Source organism: Pseudomonas sp. TYF_14 (assembly GCF_043105275.1).
Classification (GTDB): domain Bacteria; phylum Pseudomonadota; class Gammaproteobacteria; order Pseudomonadales; family Pseudomonadaceae; genus Aquipseudomonas; species Aquipseudomonas alloputida.
This window is the reverse complement of the sequence record NZ_JBICLK010000027.1, coordinates 148,224-164,399: the sequence shown is the minus strand read 5'-3', so window position 1 is coordinate 164,399 and position 16,176 is coordinate 148,224. Positions and strand designations below refer to the sequence as shown.

The following is a 16,176-nucleotide window of genomic DNA, read 5'->3' as shown; positions in this document are numbered from 1 at the left end:
CACATGCCGGAATTGCCAGAAGTAGAAACCACCCGACGCGGTATTGCGCCACACCTGGAAGGCCAGCGGGTCAGCCGTGTGGTGGTTCGCGACCGGCGGCTGCGCTGGCCGATCCCGGAAGACCTCGATGTGCGCCTGTCGGGGCAGCGCATCGTCAGCGTGGAGCGACGCGCCAAGTACCTGTTGATCAATGCCGAAGTGGGTACGCTGATCAGCCACTTGGGCATGTCGGGCAACCTGCGGCTGGTCGAGCTGGGCTTGCCGGCGGCCAAGCATGAGCATGTCGACATTGAGCTGGAGTCCGGGCTGATGCTGCGCTACACCGACCCTCGCCGCTTTGGTGCCATGCTGTGGAGCCTGGACCCTCTGAACCATGAGTTACTGCTGCGCCTGGGGCCTGAGCCGCTGACGGACCTGTTCGATGGTGAACGGCTGTTCCAGCTGTCCCGCGGGCGGTCGATGGCGGTCAAGCCGTTCATCATGGACAACGCGGTGGTGGTAGGGGTGGGCAACATCTACGCCACCGAGGCGTTGTTTGCCGCCGGTATCGACCCACGCCGAGAGGCGGGCGGGATTTCCCGGGCGCGCTACCTGAAACTGGCGATCGAGATCAAACGGGTGCTGGCGGCGGCCATCGAGCAGGGCGGTACCACCCTGCGCGACTTTATCGGTGGCGACGGGCAGCCGGGGTACTTCCAGCAGGAACTGTTTGTGTACGGGCGTGGCGGGCAGCCGTGCAAGGTATGCGGCACTGAGTTGCGCGAAGTGAAGCTGGGGCAGAGGGCGAGCGTGTACTGCCCGCGCTGCCAACGATGAAACGTTCGCTGCGAACCTGTTGAAGCGAAACCTGAACTGTGGGAGCAGGCATGCCCGCTCTCACAGGGACCGTGCAGGGAAGGGCAATGATCAGCCCTTGCCAGTGATCCGGCGATACTTGGCCATCAGCTGTTCTTCGGTTTCCGGGTGCGCTTCATCCAGCGGGATGCAGTCGACCGGGCAGACCTGCTGGCACTGCGGCTCATCGTAATGGCCTACGCACTGGGTGCACAGGTTAGGGTCGATCACGTAGATCTCTTCGCCTTGGGAGATAGCCTCGTTCGGGCACTCGGGTTCGCAGACGTCGCAATTGATGCAATCGTCGGTGATGATCAGGGACATGGGGACTCCGGCCGGGGCTCACAGCCCGGGCATGTTCAACGCAATGGGCACAATTGTGCCGCATTCGCGCCCGCAGTGCACGCGGGCGCGACAATCAGGCGTCAGGCTTGCTTCTTGAAGCGTTCAGTCAGTGCGTCGGCCACCACCGGGTGGACGAACTTGCTGATATCACCGCCCAGCGCTGCAATCTCCCGGACCAGGGTCGAGGAAATGAACGAATAACGCTCCGACGGCGTCAGGAACAGGCTCTCGACATCAGGGGCCAGTTGCCGGTTCATGTTCGCCAGCTGGAACTCGTACTCGAAGTCGGACACCGCACGCAGGCCACGCAGGAAGACGTTGGCGCCCTGTTCCTTGGCGAAATGCGCCAACAGGGAAGAGAAGCCGATGACTTCGACATTGGGCAGGTGCTTGGTGACCTCACGGGCGAGCTCAACCCGTTGTTCCAGGGGGAACAACGGGTTTTTCTTGGGGCTGGCCGCCACCGCGATGATCACGTGGTCGAATAGCCGCGAAGCGCGCTCGACCAGATCGCCATGGCCTTTGGTAATGGGGTCGAAAGTACCCGGGTACAACACTCGGTTCATCGCGTCATCCTGGCTGGAGTGCGTTGGGGAGTCGGATGGTAGCGCAGCGACGGCGCCCCGGCCAAGTCATGCGGCCGACTGATGGCACTATAGACAGGGGCCAGGTTCGTTGTCATGCGCTGTGTGCCAGGCGGCTGACCAGTGCTTCGCTGAGCCTGGCGCTGATGGCATACACCGACAATTGCGGGTTGGCGCCGATGCTGGTGGGGAACAGTGAACCGTCGTGAATCGACAGGTTTTCCAGCTGGTGATGGCGGCCCAGGCTGTCGCACACCGCGTCGCGCGGGTCTTCGCCGAGGGCGCAGCCGCCCATCACATGGGCGCTGCCCAAGCGCGTGCGGAAGGGCTCCAGGCGCAGTTTGTCGATCATGGTCAGGGCCTGTTCCAGGCTAGAGGCGGCGCTGGCGTCGCTATGCACCGGGGTTACCTGGGTGGCGCCAGCGGCAAACTGAACGTGTGCCATGCTGCGGTAGGCGCGCCGCAAGCCGTCACGCAGGTAGTCGGTGACCGGGTAATCGAGCACAGGTGAACCATCGCTGCGTAGTTCCACGGCCCCGCCCTGGCTTTCGGGGTGAAAACCATCGCGTAGCAGCGCCAGCATCACATGGGTATGGGGCAGCTCGGCCATGCGCTGGGCACTCTCGTGGCCGTGCCCGCCCAGCAGGGTGCTGGCCAGGGCCGGGTGCAGTGGCGGCACTTCCAGCTTGTAGCCAACCGGACCGTCTGCGCCGTCTTGCCACTGAAAGTGATCGCTGTAAATCGACTGCGGGGCGCCATGGTAGGGGTCGATACGCTCGCTGAAGCGTGCCGCACTGAAGTTGACCAGGTGCAGGAAGGTTCGCTTGCCCAGGCGACCATGCGGGTCGGGCGCGGCAGAGCGCAGCAGCAGGGCCGGGCTGTTGATACCGCCACCGGCCAGGAGGTAATGGCGTGCCTGCACGCTGACCTGCCTGCCGGTAGGGTGTATGCCCTGGGCGTCCAGGGCCTGGCATGTCAGGCTCTGAATGCGTTCGCCGTTGTGAGCGAAGCGCTCGGCCCGCGCCAGATACAGCAGTTCGCCGCCTTGCTCGAGGGTGGCAGGTATACGGGTCACCAGCATCGATTGTTTGGCATTCACCGGGCAGCCCATGCCGCAGTAGCCCAGGTTCCAGCAGCCGCGCACATTGCGCGGGATCACCCCCCAGCGGTAACCCAGCTGTTCGCAGCCCCGGCGCAGCACATCGTTGTTGGCATTCGGCGGCAAGGCCCAAGTGCTGATGCCCAGTTCCTGCTCCATGCGCTCGAACCAGGGGCGCAGTTCATCCTCGCCCAAACCGTTCACGCCATGGACCGAGGCCCAGTGCGCCAGGGTTTGCGGCGGGGTACGAAAGCTCGAGGTCCAGTTCACCAGCGTGGTGCCGCCCACGGCGCGGCCCTGCAGGATGGTAATGGCGCCATCCTTGCTCATGCGCCCCAGCCCTTCCTGGTACAGGCTGGCGTAGGCTTCGCTCTCCAGCAGGTGGAAATCGCTGCTGGTCTTCAGCGGGCCTTCTTCGATCAGCAGTACCTTGAAACCGGCAGCGCTGAGCATCTGCGCACTGGTGGCGCCGCCGGCACCACTGCCGATCACGGCAATGTCGGCCTCCAGAAACAGGTCGTGCTCCAGGCGCGAGGCGTCGTGGGTGATCCAGCCGCGTTCAAGGCCTTGGCGAAACGGGTCGGGGACAGGCATTGGCGATGCTCTTGTTGTTTTCAGATTTTCGGTGGACCCGGGTAACCGCAGCCTGCCCAGGATTCGGGGCGTTCGTACCAGGCCATTTGCAGCAATTGCAGCAACGAGGCGTGCCCCATGCGTAGCAGGTTCAGCGAGCTGTCCTGCCAACGCTGCAGGAACGCCGTGACCTGCGTGGCGCCAGCTTGGCCCCAGCTGCCCCAGACGCCGGTCAGCGGGCCGCGAGTCAGCGGCAGGCTGAGCACGTCGAACAATTGCCGGGTGAGCTTGAGCATTTCCGGCGACAACGCCGCCAGCTTGTTGTCGAGGCTGCGCAACACCGGCGCATCGGTGGCCTGTGTACCGGCCAGGACCACCGGGATCAGCGCACGCAGCAGGGGCAGGTCGTCGTCACGAAGTACCTGATAGCCGGTCGCGGCGGTTTGCACGCTGCACCCCACCAGGCTGGCACCCGCCAGAAAAGCACTGGCGCCGAGGCTGAAACGCAGCAGGTCGCGGCGGTGCATGGCGCGGCCCTCAGCGGATGAACAGTTTGTAGACCAGGCGTTGCAAGGCTTTGCCATAAGGCGGGTAGATCAGCCGTGCGGCGTTGAAGCGTTGCTTGGCAAGTACCGCCTTGGCCTTGCTGAAGGTGAGGAAACCGTCATGACCATGGTAGTGGCCCATGCCTGAAGGGCCGATGCCGCCGAAGGGCAGATCGTCCTGGGCGACATGCAGCAAGGTATCGTTCAGGCACACACCGCCGGAGTGGGTGTGACGCAGCACATGCTCCTGGGTGTGGCGGTCATAGCCAAAGAAGTACAGCGCCAGTGGGCGTGGGCGCTGATTGATGTAGGCCAAGGCCTGGTCGAGGCCGTCATAAGGCACTAACGGCAATAGCGGGCCGAAGATTTCGTCCTGCATCACCTGCATGCTGTCGTTCACGTCCAGCAGCAGGTGTGGCGGCAGGCGCCGGCCCTGCGGGGCTTCGCCTGGGTACAAGTCGATTACTTGCGCGCCTTTGGCGCGGGCATCGTCCAGCAGGTGCTGCAAGCGCTGCAACTGGCGCGGGTTGATGATGGCGGTGTAGTCGGGGTTGTCGGCGATGCGCGGGTACAGTCGGTGCACGGCGCGCTGGTAGGCGTCGCTGAAGGCCGGCAGCCGTTCGCGCGGCACCAGTACGTAGTCGGGGGCGACGCAGGTCTGGCCAGCGTTTAGGGTCTTGCCGAAGGCGATGCGCTCGGCGGCGCTGTCCAGCGGCACATCCTCAGAAACAATAGAGGGGGATTTGCCACCCAGCTCCAGGGTGACCGGGGTCAGGTTGTGTGCGGCAGCCTGCATCACCTGGCGGCCCACGCTGGTGGCACCGGTGAACAGCAGGTGGTCGAAGGGCAGGCGGGCGAAGGCCTGGCCCACCTCGACCTCACCGAGCACAACGCTGACCAGGTCTGTGGGGAACACACGCTCGAGCAGTTGCTGCAGGGCCAGGCCAGTCGCGGGCGTGGCCTCGCTAAGCTTGAGCATGACCCGGTTGCCGGCGGCCAGGGCGCAGGTCAACGGGCCGATGGCGAGGAACAACGGGTAGTTCCACGGCACGATGATGCCAACCACGCCCAAGGGTTGATAGCGCACCTGTGCGCTGGCCGGCTGGAACGCCAGGCCGACGCGGCGTCGGCGGCTGCGCATCCAGCGTTGCAAGTGCTTTTCGGCGTGGCGCAGGCCTTGCACCGACGGTAGCAGTTCGGCCAGCAAGGTCTCGTCGGCGCTGCGCCCGGCAAAATCCTGGCTGATGGCTTCGATCAGTTCTGCCTGGCTGCTCAGCAAGGCTTCACGCAGGCTCTTCAGCCACTGGCGCCGCTGCGCCGCTGGTGGCAGCGGGTTACCGGCAAAGGCCAGGCGCTGGGCCGCGAACGTCGTCGCGAGATCGAGGTCGAATTGCACAGGGGGCAAGGCACTGGGCGAGTTCATGGTGATGTCGAGTCCGGGCCGGGGTTGCCTAGAGCCTATACTCTAATTTGGACCATGGTGCGAATTTTTACATGCCGTTCAACGGTGCATTCCATCTGTAATACGCCGTAAGATAAACCTTTGATGAAGGCCCGCAGACTGGGAGCGAGCATGGCCCCGCGCATGAAGACCCGAGAGCGCATCGTGCAGAACAGCCTGGAGCTGTTCAACCAGCAGGGCGAACGCAGCGTCAGTACCAACCACATTGCCGCGCACATGGAAATCTCGCCCGGCAACCTGTATTACCACTTCCCCAACAAGCAGGCGATCATCGCCCTGTTGTTCAGCCAGTACGAAGCGCTGGTGGACAGCTTTCTGCGTCCGCCGCAGGGCCGCGCGGCAACCGTGGAAGACAAACGCTTCTACCTCAAGGCCTTGCTGGCGGCGATGTGGAACTACCGCTTCCTGCACCGTGACCTGGAGCATCTGCTGGACAGCGATGCCGAACTGGCCGCCCGTTACCGGCGTTTTTCCGAGCGCTGCCTGCGCCAGGGCCAGGCGATCTACCGCGGCTTCGTCGAGGCTGGCATCCTGGCCATGGTGCCGGCGCAGATCGAGTCACTGACCATCAACGCCTGGATCGTGCTGACATCATGGGTACGTTTTCTCAGCACCACGCGTGAACATTCTGCGCACTTGGGTGAAGAAGCCTTCAAGCGCGGCGTCTATCAGGTGCTGGTGCTGGAGCTCGGTTTCGTCACCGACAATGCCCGTACTGCCGTAGACGCGCTGTGTCAGGAATTCCATGTACCGTTCAACCAGGCCCTGGAGCTCTAGCCCAGGGCTCTCGTGCCATCGATCAGGAGATTGTCATGCCCCTTGCGCAATTGATCACCCCGCAGCAGTTGGCCGAGCGTCTGGGCTCGCCCAAGTTGGTGATCCTCGACTGCCGCTTTGCCCTCGAGGATGTGGACTATGGCCAGCGCAGCTATGCCCAGGGGCATATTGAGGGGGCGCATTTTGCCGACCTGGACCGGGATCTCAGCGGGCCGGTGAGCAAGGGGCGCACCGGGCGCCACCCATTGCCCGATCCGCAGCGGCTGGTCGAGCGCCTGCGAGAGTGGGGCCTGAACAACGACAGCGAGGTGGTGCTGTACGATGACGGCCCCGGCGCCTTTGCCGCCCGCGCCTGGTGGCTACTGGTCTGGCTGGGCAAGCGCAGTGGTGTGGCGATTCTCGACGGTGGCCTGAAGGCCTGGCACGCAGCGAGCCTGCCGTTGAGCCTGGACCCTCCACCCAAACGTGAGGGCACTTTCAGTGGTGAACCTGACGCGAAGCTGGTGATCGATGCCGACCATCTGGGCAAGCGCCTTGGTAGCACAGACCTGACCTTGATCGATGCGCGTGCCTTGCCGCGTTTTCGTGGTGAAGTGGAACCGATCGACCCGGTGGCGGGGCATATTCCCGGTGCCCAGTGTGCGGCGTTTACCGACAACCTGGGGGCTGACGGGCGTTTTCTGCCGGCGGATCAGCTAAAGCAGCGTTTTGCCGAAAAGCTGGCTGGACGGGCGCCGGAGCAGTTGGTGTCTTATTGTGGGTCTGGGGTAACCGCTTGCCATAACCTGTTTGCGCTGGCGCTGGCGGGGTACCCGCTGGGCAAGCTGTATGCGGGGTCGTGGAGTGAGTGGATCAACAACCCGCAGCATGCTGTGGCCACCGGCGAGTAAGCAGACCGGGTTGAACCCCCGCGGTGGGTGGCACCGGCAATGCCGGTGTTCGCGGGCATGCCCGCTCCCACAGGGGGCGCGCAGCCTTTACCAATTCGAGGGCTAGCTACCGTCCACCAGCCACTGCGGAATCCGTCGTTCCAGGTAGTACCCCGGATTTCGCAGGCTGCCATCGACAAAGCCCACATGCCCACCGCGGTCATGCAGTTCGAAGCGGATTTGTGGTGACAGTTCACGGGCCGTCGGCAGGCTGTGGCTGGACACGAACGGGTCATCGCTGGAATGGATGATCAGCGTAGGTGTGCGGTTCTGGCCAAGGAAGAAGTGGCTGGATGAGCGGCGATAGTAGTCGTGCGCATCGCGAAAGCCATTGAGCGGTGCAGTGACTTTACCGTCGAAGTCCCAGAATGTGCGCAAATTGGTGAGTTGGCCCAGGCGTTCCAGTGTCGCCAGCTGTTCATGCTGGCCCCGGGCGTGGAAGTGCCGCTGCTTGAGCTGAACATACGCCAGCATCTCGCGCATGAAATGCGCCTGATACACCTTGGAGAACCCTTGGCCGATACGGTCGGCACAGTGGTCCAGGCGAAAGGGCACCGAAACTGCAGCCGCTGCCTCCAGTTGGCTGGCGACGCCGCTCTCTCCCAGGTATTTCAACAGTACATTGCCACCCAGCGAATAACCCACTGCATACAGCGGCGCCAGCGGGCGCTGGGCGCGAAGATGGCTGACAATTTCCGCCAGGTCTTCGCTGGCGCCGGAATGGTAGCTGCGCGGCAACAGGTTGGGCTCGCCTGAACAACCCCGCCAGTTCACGGCCACACTGGCCCAGCCGCGATCTTGCAGCGCTTGCTGCAAGCCTTTCACGTAGGGCGAGTGAGACGAGCCGGTCAGCCCATGCAGCACGATGACCAGTGGCGCATGGGGTTGGTGCGGGCCATGCCAGTCCAGGTCGATGAAGTCGCCGTCGGCCAGCCACAGCCGCTCTCGGTCACGCTGCAGCTCAGGCAGCTTGCGCCAGAGCGGCCCCCACAGGGTCTGCAGGTGGGGATTGGACAGGCCGATGGCCGGACGGAATGTGGCGTTGTGGCTGGGCATGCTGGGTGGCTCATGATGTGCCCTGCTAGCTTGCCATGAAACAGCGCCACAGTACCTGCGCTATTGGTCGGGGGCTGGCAGCGGCTGTTGCTGAACGCCTGGTCCGACACTGACAACTACCTTGTGGCTCAGGGCCAGCCGGCGCTGCATGACGGCTCGGACATCTGCCGGGGTAAGTTCGGCAATACGGGCGCTGTACGTGTCGAGATGATCGGCAGGTTGCCGCTGATGGGTTACTTCCGTCAGCAGTGTTGCGAGTTGCCTGTTCTGCGCGATCCCTCGCAGCAACTGCCCTTCCAGCTGTTTGCGTGCCAGTTGCAGCTCCAGCTGGGTGGGCCCTTCGTCGATGAACGCCTGCAGCAGGGTTTCTACCAGTGCCTGCGTGCCCTGCACATGCTGGGGCGCAACCTCCCATTCCACGGTGAACAGGCCGCCTGCACTCAATGGCAATACATGCGTGTGCACGCCGTAGGTCAGGCCGCGTCGTTGGCGCAACTCCACCATCAAGCGCGACTCGAGGCCCTCTCCCAGAACAGCGCTTGCCAAGGCCAGGGCCAGAAACTCCGGATCGTTGGCGGGTACGTTCATTGGCAGTGCCAGCAGGATCGCACTGCTGGCGCCAGCCTGCTCGACGGCTATCGTCGCGCTGGGAGCTGATGGGGCCGCCGGTAGTTCAGTGGCCGACCAGCCTTGCGGCAGGGCCTGGCTGATCTGTTGTGAGATGGCTTGGGCTTGTCCAGGCGAAAGGTCGCCTACCACGACCATCTCAAGGTTGCTGGCGCTGTAGGCGCGTTGGTGGAATGCCCGCAAGTCCTCAGGGGTAATGGCCTCGATACCTTGAGCGGTGCTGCCCAGAGGGTTGCCGTAAGGATGCCCGTTGAACAGGTGGCGGAAGACTTCGCTACGTGCTCTGAGGATGGGTAGCCGCTCGCGCGATGCATGGTTTTGCAGCAACTGGCGCTTGATCCTGGTCAGGGCCATTGGATGGAAGACAGGGTGGGCCACGAGGTCGGTGAACACCGCCAAGGCCGGGTCGAGCAGAGAAGGGGGGCTAAGGCTGCGAAGGCGCAGCGTCGCATGTTCCAGACGTACTTGTTTTTCCATGACCGCCCCCAGGCGCTCCAGGTGCTCAGCCTGCTGGGCAGCCGTGTAGGCTTGGCTACCCTCATCGAGCATGGAGAGCGTCAAGGCTGCCAGGCCAGGGTACAGAGTGTCCTGCGTGGTGCCGGCCTTGAACCGTAGTATCACGTCAACGATTGGCAGTTCCCGTGCTTCAACGAATTTGACGTCCGTGCCCGCAGTCGTCTTCCACGCTTGAACCTGTGTATGGATGGTTTCGAACTGGTCCAGGTCAAGTCCCTGGGCAGAGAGCAGCCCGCCGTAGAGGTTGTTGGCTCCGGCAGGCTGTTGCAGGGTCGTTGAGTCAGTCATGAGCGCTTTCCTTGTGGTGCGTGAACGTGAAGGCTGCACGGGAATGGGTGAGGAATTCATAGGCAGCCAGGCCTACCTGCTCGGCTGTCACGGTCTCGATGGCCTGTTGTTCTTCCTCGAGCGAAATAACCGGCAAGCCACAGGCGGCCTGTTTACCCATGGTTTGGGCCTGCTCGGCAATGTCGTCCCGTTCGAACAACAGCCTGGCCAGCAGACGAGCCTTGGCACGTTGCAGGTGTTCCTTGGCTGGCGCCGACTGGCGAAACGCTTCGATCTCCTGCATCAGTCGTTCGGCGGCGGTCTGCGGGGTTACGTGTGGGCTGCAGAACGCGTAAAGGGTCAGCAAGCTGTCACCGCGCTGCCAGGGTTCATAGGTCGCTTTGATGTATTGCAGGATTGGTTCGTCCAGCAGCAGCCTGCGCTGGAGGATGCTGCTGTAGCCGTTGGCAAGCAGATCGGGAAGCAGACGCAGCGCGTAGGCCTGCCTGGCAGACCGCGCGGTACGCTGGCTGGGTAGTTTGAAGCTTATGATCACGCCGTTGTGCAAGCCTGGCAGGCGCAGCGTCTGAAAACGCCGGCCCTGGGAGGAGGGCCCTGGGGGTAAGGGCCGCATCGGCAAGCGATGGGCGGGGATCGCCGCAAAGTGGCGCGTCACCAAGGTTTGCAGTTGTAGCAGGCTGATGTCGCCGGCCACGGCGAGGGTGGCATTGTTGGGGTGGTACCAGGTCTTGTACCAGGTACGCGCTGCGGCTGGAGTGAGGCTCTCCAGATCTGACATGTGGCCAATGACAGGCGTGCCATGGCCACTATTGCCGTAAGCCAGCAAGTCGTGATGCTCCAGCGCCAATGCCCAAGGGTTGTTGTCCACTGCCTCGCGTCGCTCAGCCATGACCACTGCCAGTTCCCGAGCAAAGGGCGTATCGCCGAGGGTGGCACTGGCCATGACATCAGCCATGGCCTCCAGGGCAATTTCCAGGTGGCGGGTTGGCAAGGTGAGCGGAAATACCGTGGCATCCGCATAGGTGAATGCATTCGGGTCGCCGCCCAAGCGGGTCATGAGGGTTGAGTACTGGCCAGGCGCCAGTTTGCTGCTGCCCTCGAACAGTAGATGCTCCAAGGCATGGGACAGGCCGGTGTGGCCTTCAGGTTCGTAGCTGGAGCCTACGTGGTACCACAGCTGCACGCTGACCAGTGGCGCACGGTGGTCTTCACGCAGGCAGACGTGCAGGCCGTTGGCGAGGGTAAAAGAACCTTTCGAGGCTGCCATTAGCGGCGGGGAGGGGTGTTCGGCCATGGTTGAACTGCTCCTTCAGGAAATGAAGGTGCAGCTTCAACCATGGCGCAGGTGGGGTGCGGTAACTAAGTACACCCAAGCCGCGGGTAATCAGCCCCGCTGCCAGAGTGCGTAGTGCACCTGGCCGGTCTTCTTCTCGCGGTGCAGGCGCCAGTTGCCCGGCAGCTGCAAGGTCGAGGGTGCCGCTTCGCTTTCGGTGTAGACCCATGCCTGCTCGCCCAGCCACTGATTCTGCTCCAGCATGTTGCAGGTGTTGGCCAGCAGGTCCTGATGGAACGGCGGGTCGAGGAACACGACATCGAACTGCTGCTTGGCCGGGCCTTGCAGGTAGCGCAGGGCGTCGGTTTGCAGGATTTGCCCGCGAGGGCAGCGCAGGATTTCGAGGTTGTTCTTCAGGTTGGCGATGGCCGCAGGGTTGCTGTCCAGCGCCACGGCGTCCTCGGCCCCACGGGACAGGGCTTCGAGCACCAGGGCACCACTACCGGTGAAGGCGTCCAGCACGCGGGCGCCCTCGATGTAGGGGGCCAGCCAGTTGAATACGGTTTCCCGCACGCGGTCAGGCGTTGGCCGCAGGCCTTCGCCTTCCGGCACCGCCAGGCGGCGGCTGCGCCATTCGCCGGCGATGATGCGCAGGTGGCCCTGGCCCTTGCTTTGGCCCGCTTGCGGGCGGGCGGGAGGGGTGGATCTTGGCATTAGTGCTCCGGTACCCCGAGCGGTTGCTCGGAGGGCTTGTCAGTGGGTGCTGGCAGCGGTTTTTGTGGCACTTTCGGGCCAACGGTGACGATCACCAGTTTATCGGCTGACAGGTGTTTGTTCATGGCTGCCTTGACCTGTTCGACGGTAAGGGCCTGGGACTGTTGCATGAAGTCCTCAAGCCAGGTCAGCGGCAAGTTGTAGAAGCCGATTGCGCCCAGTTGGCCGACGATGCTGGCATTACTGGCGTTGGACAGCGGAAAGCTGCCGGCCAGCTCGCGCTTGGCATCGTCCAGTTCCTGTTGGGTCGGGCCCGTCTTCAGGTAGTCGGCGAGAATGCCTTGCACCAGCTTGAGCGTACCTTCGCTGAGCTCGGCACGGGTTTGCAGGTTGATCATGAACGGGCCGCGTACCTGCATCGGGCTGAATACCGAGTACACGCCGTAGGTCAGGCCGCGCTTCTCTCTCACCTCGCTCATCAGCCGGGTACCGAAGGCGCCACCGCCAAGGATCTGGTTGCCCATGGACAGGGCTGGCCAGTCCGGGTCCTGGCGGTCGATCCCCAGTTCGGCCAGCATCAGGTGGGTCTGCTTGGACGGGAAGTCGATGTGGGTCAGGCCGGCCTTGGCGTCTGCGGGTTGGGCCGGTGCGGCCAGCGCAGGGCCCTTGGGCAGGCCGGCAGACACCTGTGCGGCGATGGCTTCGGCCTCTGCACGGCTGAGGTCGCCGACCAGGGCGATTACCGCATTGCCGCCGGTATAGGCCTTTGCGTGGAACGCGCGCAACTGCGCAAGGCTGATGCCCGTGATGCTCTCGGCGGTGCCGTCGCTTGGGTGGGCGTAGGGGTGGTCGCCATAGAGCTTGCCGAAAAGGGCCTTGCCGGCGATCTTGCCGGGGTTTTGCTTCTCATACTCGAAGCCAGCCAGCATCTGGTTCTTGATGCGCTTGAGGGCATCCTCGGGGAATGTCGGCTTGCCCGCCACCTCTGTAAACAGTTTGAGGGCCGGTTCGCGCTTGTCCTTGGCACTGAGGCTGCGCAGCGATGCGACGGCCATGTCGCGGTAGGAGCCGTTGCCAAAGTCTGCGCCCAGGCCTTCGAAGCCCTCGGCGATGGCGGTGACGTCCTTGCCGGCCACGCCCTCGTTGAGCATGGCGTTGGTCAGAGCGGCCAGGCCTGGCGTGCCACCATCCTGGCTGCTGCCGGCAGCGAAGGTGACGCGCAGGTCGAACATGGGCAGTTCGCGGGCTTCGACGAACAGCACCCGGGCACCTTCGGCGGTGTTCCAGTGCTGGATGTTCAACTGACGCCGGCTGGGTGCCTTGCCATTCAGTTCGGCCAGCGACTGCAAGGTGTTGGCCGGGCGGGCCGCGCTGCTGTCGGCCTTGGCAGCGTTATCGGCCATGGCCGGAGCGGCCAGCACTGCCGCCAGCGCCAGGGCACGAATGCCCGTGGCCAGCAGGGTTGGGCGTGGTGCGCGGCGATCACTCATGGGCGGACTCCTCGGGCAGTACATGGGCAACGCTCAGGCGTTCGCGGGTGAAGTAGGTGCGCGCGGCGTTCTGGATGTCCTGCGGGGTGACGCGCTTGAGCTCGTCCAGTTCGCTGTCGATCAGCTTCCAGGACAGGCCGACGGTTTCCAGCTGGCCGATGGTGGTGGCCTGGCTGCTGATGGAGTCGCGGTCGTAGACCAGGCCGGCGATGACCTGGGCGCGTACGCGTTCCAGCTCTTCGGCGCTGGGCGGCGTGCTCTTGAGTTCTTCAAGCAGCTGCCAGATGCCTTTCTCGACGTCGGCGAGGGTTTTCTGCTTCTGCACATTCGGCGTCGCCGAGATCAGGAACAGGCTGTCGCCGCGGGTGAAGGCGTTGTAGCTGGACGACGCGCCGGCCACCAGTTCCTGGCCACGCTCCAGGCGGGCCGGCATGCGGGCGCTGTAGCCGCCGTCGAGTAGTGCCGAGATCAGGCGCAGGGCATGTACCGTCCGAGGGTCCTTGGCGGTGGGCAGACCGGGCACGTTGAAGCCGTAGATCAGGCTTGGCAGCTGGGTGCGTACGTGCAGGGTCAACTGGCGCCAACCTGGTTCAGCCAGCTCCAGAGGCAGCTTGGCTGGCGGTACGGCGCGCTTGGGAATATTGCCGAAATACTTCTGCGCCAGGCCCTTGACCTCGTCGGCGGTGACATCACCGACCACCACCAGGGTGGCGTTGTTGGGGGCGTACCAGGACTCGTACCAGTGGCGCAGTTCCTCGACCTTCATGCGCTCCAGGTCGGCCATCCAGCCAATGGTCGGCGTGTGGTAGCCGCTGGCCGGATAGGCCATGGCGCGGAACAGCTCGAATGCCTTGGCATTGGGCTGGTCGTCGGTGCGCAGGCGGCGTTCTTCCTTGATGACCTCGATTTCGCGGCTGAACTCGTCGGCAGGCAGGCGCAGGCTGGCAAGGCGGTCGGCCTCCAGTTCCAGGGCTACCGGCAGGCGGTCGCGGGCCAGCACTTGGTAATAGGCGGTGTAATCGTCGCTGGTGAAGGCGTTTTCATCGGCGCCGAGGTCACGCAGAATGCGCGAGGCCTCGCCGGGGCCGACCTTGGCGCTGCCCTTGAACATCATGTGTTCCAGCGCATGGGACAAGCCGGTCTGGCCCGGGGTCTCGTAGCTGGAGCCGACCTTGTACCAGATCTGCGAGACCACCACCGGGGCACGATGGTCTTCGCGGACCACGACCTTCAGGCCATTGTCGAGGATGAATTCGTGGGTGGGTTGCACATCGGCGGCGAAGGCCGCGAGCGGCAGGCAAAGCGTGCCGAGCAACAGGCCAGCGGCGCGGCGGGCTAGAGCATTCATACGGTGTTTAACCTGTTCGGCGGCCCGCTGGGTTTAGCGTCGGCGGGCCAGGAGGTGCTAGGATACTGATCCGGTTGCCTGGCGACCATGCCTGTCGCCGTTCTGGCCCACAGGACACTAAGTCAAAACGTTGCGCATGAACCAGCCGGCTTCAAGATAGTCTGTTCTGCGTAGAGAGAATTCCCGATTGGCCGTAGCTGGCCTATCGCTACCCTGAGATAGCCGTCTTCCATGTTTGGTTCCAACGACGACAAAAAAGCGCCGGCCGAGGCTGGTGAGAAGAAAGGCCTGTTCAGCTGGTTTCGCAAGAAGCCGCAGCCACCTGCGGGAGCGGGCGTGCCCGCGCATGAACCCCCCGCTGTCGAGCAGTCTGCAGCCGCTCCGGTCGAGGGATCTGCCGCCGAAGCGCCACAGGCCCCCGAACCCGTTCAGGCCCCTGCTGCCCCACAGCTGGCTGAGCCGCAGCCGGTCGCCGCACCGGCCCGGCCTCCGGTAGTCGAGGCCCCCGTCCCTGAACCGGTTGCGTCGCAGCCGTTGCAGGCGCCTGAGCCAGAGCCGGTCGCATCCCAGCCGCTGGTGGCACCTGCACCGCAGCCGGTTGCGTCCATGCCCTTGCAGGCGGCCCCTGTCGAGTCTGCCCCTGTCGAGGCCGCAGCGCCGGTCAGCAACCTGGTGCTGCCGGTTGCCGAAGAGCCCGTGGCCCTGGTGCCGGACCTGGAGCCGAAGGCACCGCCCGCAATCCCGGAACGCGCGGCACCAGCCACTGTTGCTGCACCCGTCGAACAGGCCAAGCCCGGCTTCTTCGCGCGCCTCAAGCAAGGCCTGTCCAAGACCAGTGCCAGCATCGGCGAGGGCATGGCCAGCCTGTTCCTCGGCAAGAAGGTCATCGACGACGACCTGCTCGACGAAATCGAGACGCGCCTGCTGACTGCCGACGTGGGTGTGGAGGCTACCTCGGCCATTGTCCAGAACCTGACCCAGAAGGTCGCGCGCAAGCAGTTGGCCGATGCCGATGCCCTGTACAAATCGTTGCAGGAAGAACTGGCTGCGCTGCTGCGCCCGGTCGAGCAGCCGCTGAACGTACAGGCCCAGAACAAACCCTATGTGATCCTTGTGGTGGGCGTGAACGGCGCCGGCAAGACCACCACCATTGGCAAACTGGCGAAAAAGCTGCAACTGGAAGGCAAGAAGGTCATGCTGGCTGCCGGTGATACCTTCCGCGCAGCGGCGGTCGAGCAGTTGCAGGTGTGGGGCGAGCGTAACCAGATTCCGGTGATCGCCCAGCACACGGGTGCCGACTCTGCTTCGGTAATCTTCGATGCCGTGCAGGCCGCCAAGGCGCGTGGCGTCGACGTGCTGATCGCCGACACTGCCGGCCGCCTGCACACCAAAGACAACCTGATGGAAGAGCTGAAGAAGGTTCGCCGGGTCATCGGCAAGCTCGACGTTGAGGCGCCGCACGAGGTGCTGCTGGTGCTTGACGCCGGCACCGGCCAGAACGCCATCAGTCAGGCCAAGTACTTCAACCAGAGCGTCGAGCTGACCGGCCTGGCCCTGACCAAGCTGGACGGCACTGCCAAGGGCGGGGTGATCTTCGCCCTGGCCAAGCAGTTCAACATCCCGATCCGTTTCATCGGCGTCGGTGAAGGCATCGACGACCTGCGTACCTTCGAAGCCGAGCCGTTCGTCAAGGCTCTGTTCGCCGAGCGAGATTGA

Annotated in this window: 15 protein-coding genes; 4 read left to right on the top strand and 11 right to left on the bottom strand. The window is 64.0% G+C overall.

The window, feature by feature from the left end:
- Positions 1-3 precede the first annotated feature (3 nt).
- Positions 4-816, top strand: a complete 813-nt coding sequence (gene mutM, locus ACF8O8_RS07680) for a bifunctional DNA-formamidopyrimidine glycosylase/DNA-(apurinic or apyrimidinic site) lyase (RefSeq protein ID WP_010955661.1) — start codon at positions 4-6, stop codon at positions 814-816.
- 90 nt (positions 817-906) lie between these two features.
- Here mutM and ACF8O8_RS07675 read toward each other — a convergent pair whose 3' ends face one another.
- The 5 genes from ACF8O8_RS07675 to ACF8O8_RS07655 all read right to left on the bottom strand — a co-directional run bounded on the left by ACF8O8_RS07675 (position 907) and on the right by ACF8O8_RS07655 (position 5,403).
- Positions 907-1,158, bottom strand: coding sequence for a YfhL family 4Fe-4S dicluster ferredoxin (locus ACF8O8_RS07675; RefSeq protein WP_003249063.1), 252 nt, complete (start codon positions 1,156-1,158; stop codon positions 907-909).
- 101 nt (positions 1,159-1,259) lie between these two features.
- The gene (gene coaD / locus ACF8O8_RS07670) at positions 1,260-1,745 is read right to left on the bottom strand and encodes a pantetheine-phosphate adenylyltransferase (RefSeq protein WP_010955660.1); all 486 of its coding nucleotides are present in this window, start codon (positions 1,743-1,745) and stop codon (positions 1,260-1,262) included.
- A 112-nt stretch (positions 1,746-1,857) separates the two neighbouring features.
- Entirely contained in the window at positions 1,858-3,456 is a 1,599-nt protein-coding gene (locus ACF8O8_RS07665) for a GMC family oxidoreductase N-terminal domain-containing protein (RefSeq protein ID WP_392509461.1), read from the bottom strand.
- Positions 3,457-3,476: 20 nt separating this feature from the next.
- Positions 3,477-3,962, bottom strand: a complete 486-nt coding sequence (locus tag ACF8O8_RS07660; protein ID WP_020192220.1) for a hypothetical protein — start codon at positions 3,960-3,962, stop codon at positions 3,477-3,479.
- Between the two features lie 10 nt (positions 3,963-3,972).
- Positions 3,973-5,403: a coniferyl aldehyde dehydrogenase gene (locus ACF8O8_RS07655; protein WP_392509460.1), complete on the bottom strand. Its 1,431-nt coding sequence runs from the start codon at positions 5,401-5,403 to the stop codon at positions 3,973-3,975.
- 150 nt (positions 5,404-5,553) lie between these two features.
- On the opposite strand from ACF8O8_RS07655, the gene ACF8O8_RS07650 reads away from it, so the two are divergent.
- Positions 5,554-6,219, top strand: coding sequence for a TetR/AcrR family transcriptional regulator (locus ACF8O8_RS07650; RefSeq protein ID WP_129933516.1), 666 nt, complete (start codon positions 5,554-5,556; stop codon positions 6,217-6,219).
- Positions 6,220-6,254: 35 nt separating this feature from the next.
- On the top strand, positions 6,255-7,109 hold the full coding sequence (locus ACF8O8_RS07645; RefSeq protein ID WP_274146463.1) for a sulfurtransferase: 855 nt from the start codon (positions 6,255-6,257) through the stop codon (positions 7,107-7,109).
- Positions 7,110-7,211: 102 nt separating this feature from the next.
- Here ACF8O8_RS07645 and ACF8O8_RS07640 read toward each other — a convergent pair whose 3' ends face one another.
- From ACF8O8_RS07640 to ACF8O8_RS07615, 6 genes are all read right to left on the bottom strand, one after another.
- Positions 7,212-8,204 (bottom strand): hydrolase, encoded by a 993-nt coding sequence (locus ACF8O8_RS07640; RefSeq protein WP_392509459.1) that lies wholly within the window; start codon positions 8,202-8,204, stop codon positions 7,212-7,214.
- A gap of 60 nt (positions 8,205-8,264) precedes the next feature.
- Entirely contained in the window at positions 8,265-9,635 is a 1,371-nt protein-coding gene (locus ACF8O8_RS07635; protein ID WP_350298469.1) for a pitrilysin family protein, read from the bottom strand.
- Positions 9,628-10,929: a M16 family metallopeptidase gene (locus tag ACF8O8_RS07630; RefSeq protein WP_392509458.1), complete on the bottom strand. Its 1,302-nt coding sequence runs from the start codon at positions 10,927-10,929 to the stop codon at positions 9,628-9,630. Before ACF8O8_RS07630 ends, ACF8O8_RS07635 begins: the two co-directional genes overlap by 8 nt.
- A gap of 90 nt (positions 10,930-11,019) precedes the next feature.
- Positions 11,020-11,622: a 16S rRNA (guanine(966)-N(2))-methyltransferase RsmD gene (rsmD, locus tag ACF8O8_RS07625; RefSeq protein WP_010955651.1), complete on the bottom strand. Its 603-nt coding sequence runs from the start codon at positions 11,620-11,622 to the stop codon at positions 11,020-11,022.
- A complete protein-coding gene (locus tag ACF8O8_RS07620; protein ID WP_010955650.1) occupies positions 11,622-13,112 on the bottom strand; it encodes a pitrilysin family protein in 1,491 nt (496 codons plus the stop codon). Before ACF8O8_RS07620 ends, rsmD begins: the two co-directional genes overlap by 1 nt.
- Positions 13,105-14,460 (bottom strand): pitrilysin family protein, encoded by a 1,356-nt coding sequence (locus ACF8O8_RS07615; RefSeq protein ID WP_004575476.1) that lies wholly within the window; start codon positions 14,458-14,460, stop codon positions 13,105-13,107. The genes ACF8O8_RS07620 and ACF8O8_RS07615 overlap by 8 nt, the downstream gene beginning before the upstream one ends.
- 231 nt (positions 14,461-14,691) lie before the next feature.
- On the opposite strand from ACF8O8_RS07615, the gene ftsY reads away from it, so the two are divergent.
- Positions 14,692-16,176 carry a signal recognition particle-docking protein FtsY gene (ftsY, locus tag ACF8O8_RS07610; protein WP_392509457.1) on the top strand — a complete coding sequence of 495 codons (1,485 nt, stop codon included), beginning with the start codon at positions 14,692-14,694 and terminating at the stop codon, positions 16,174-16,176.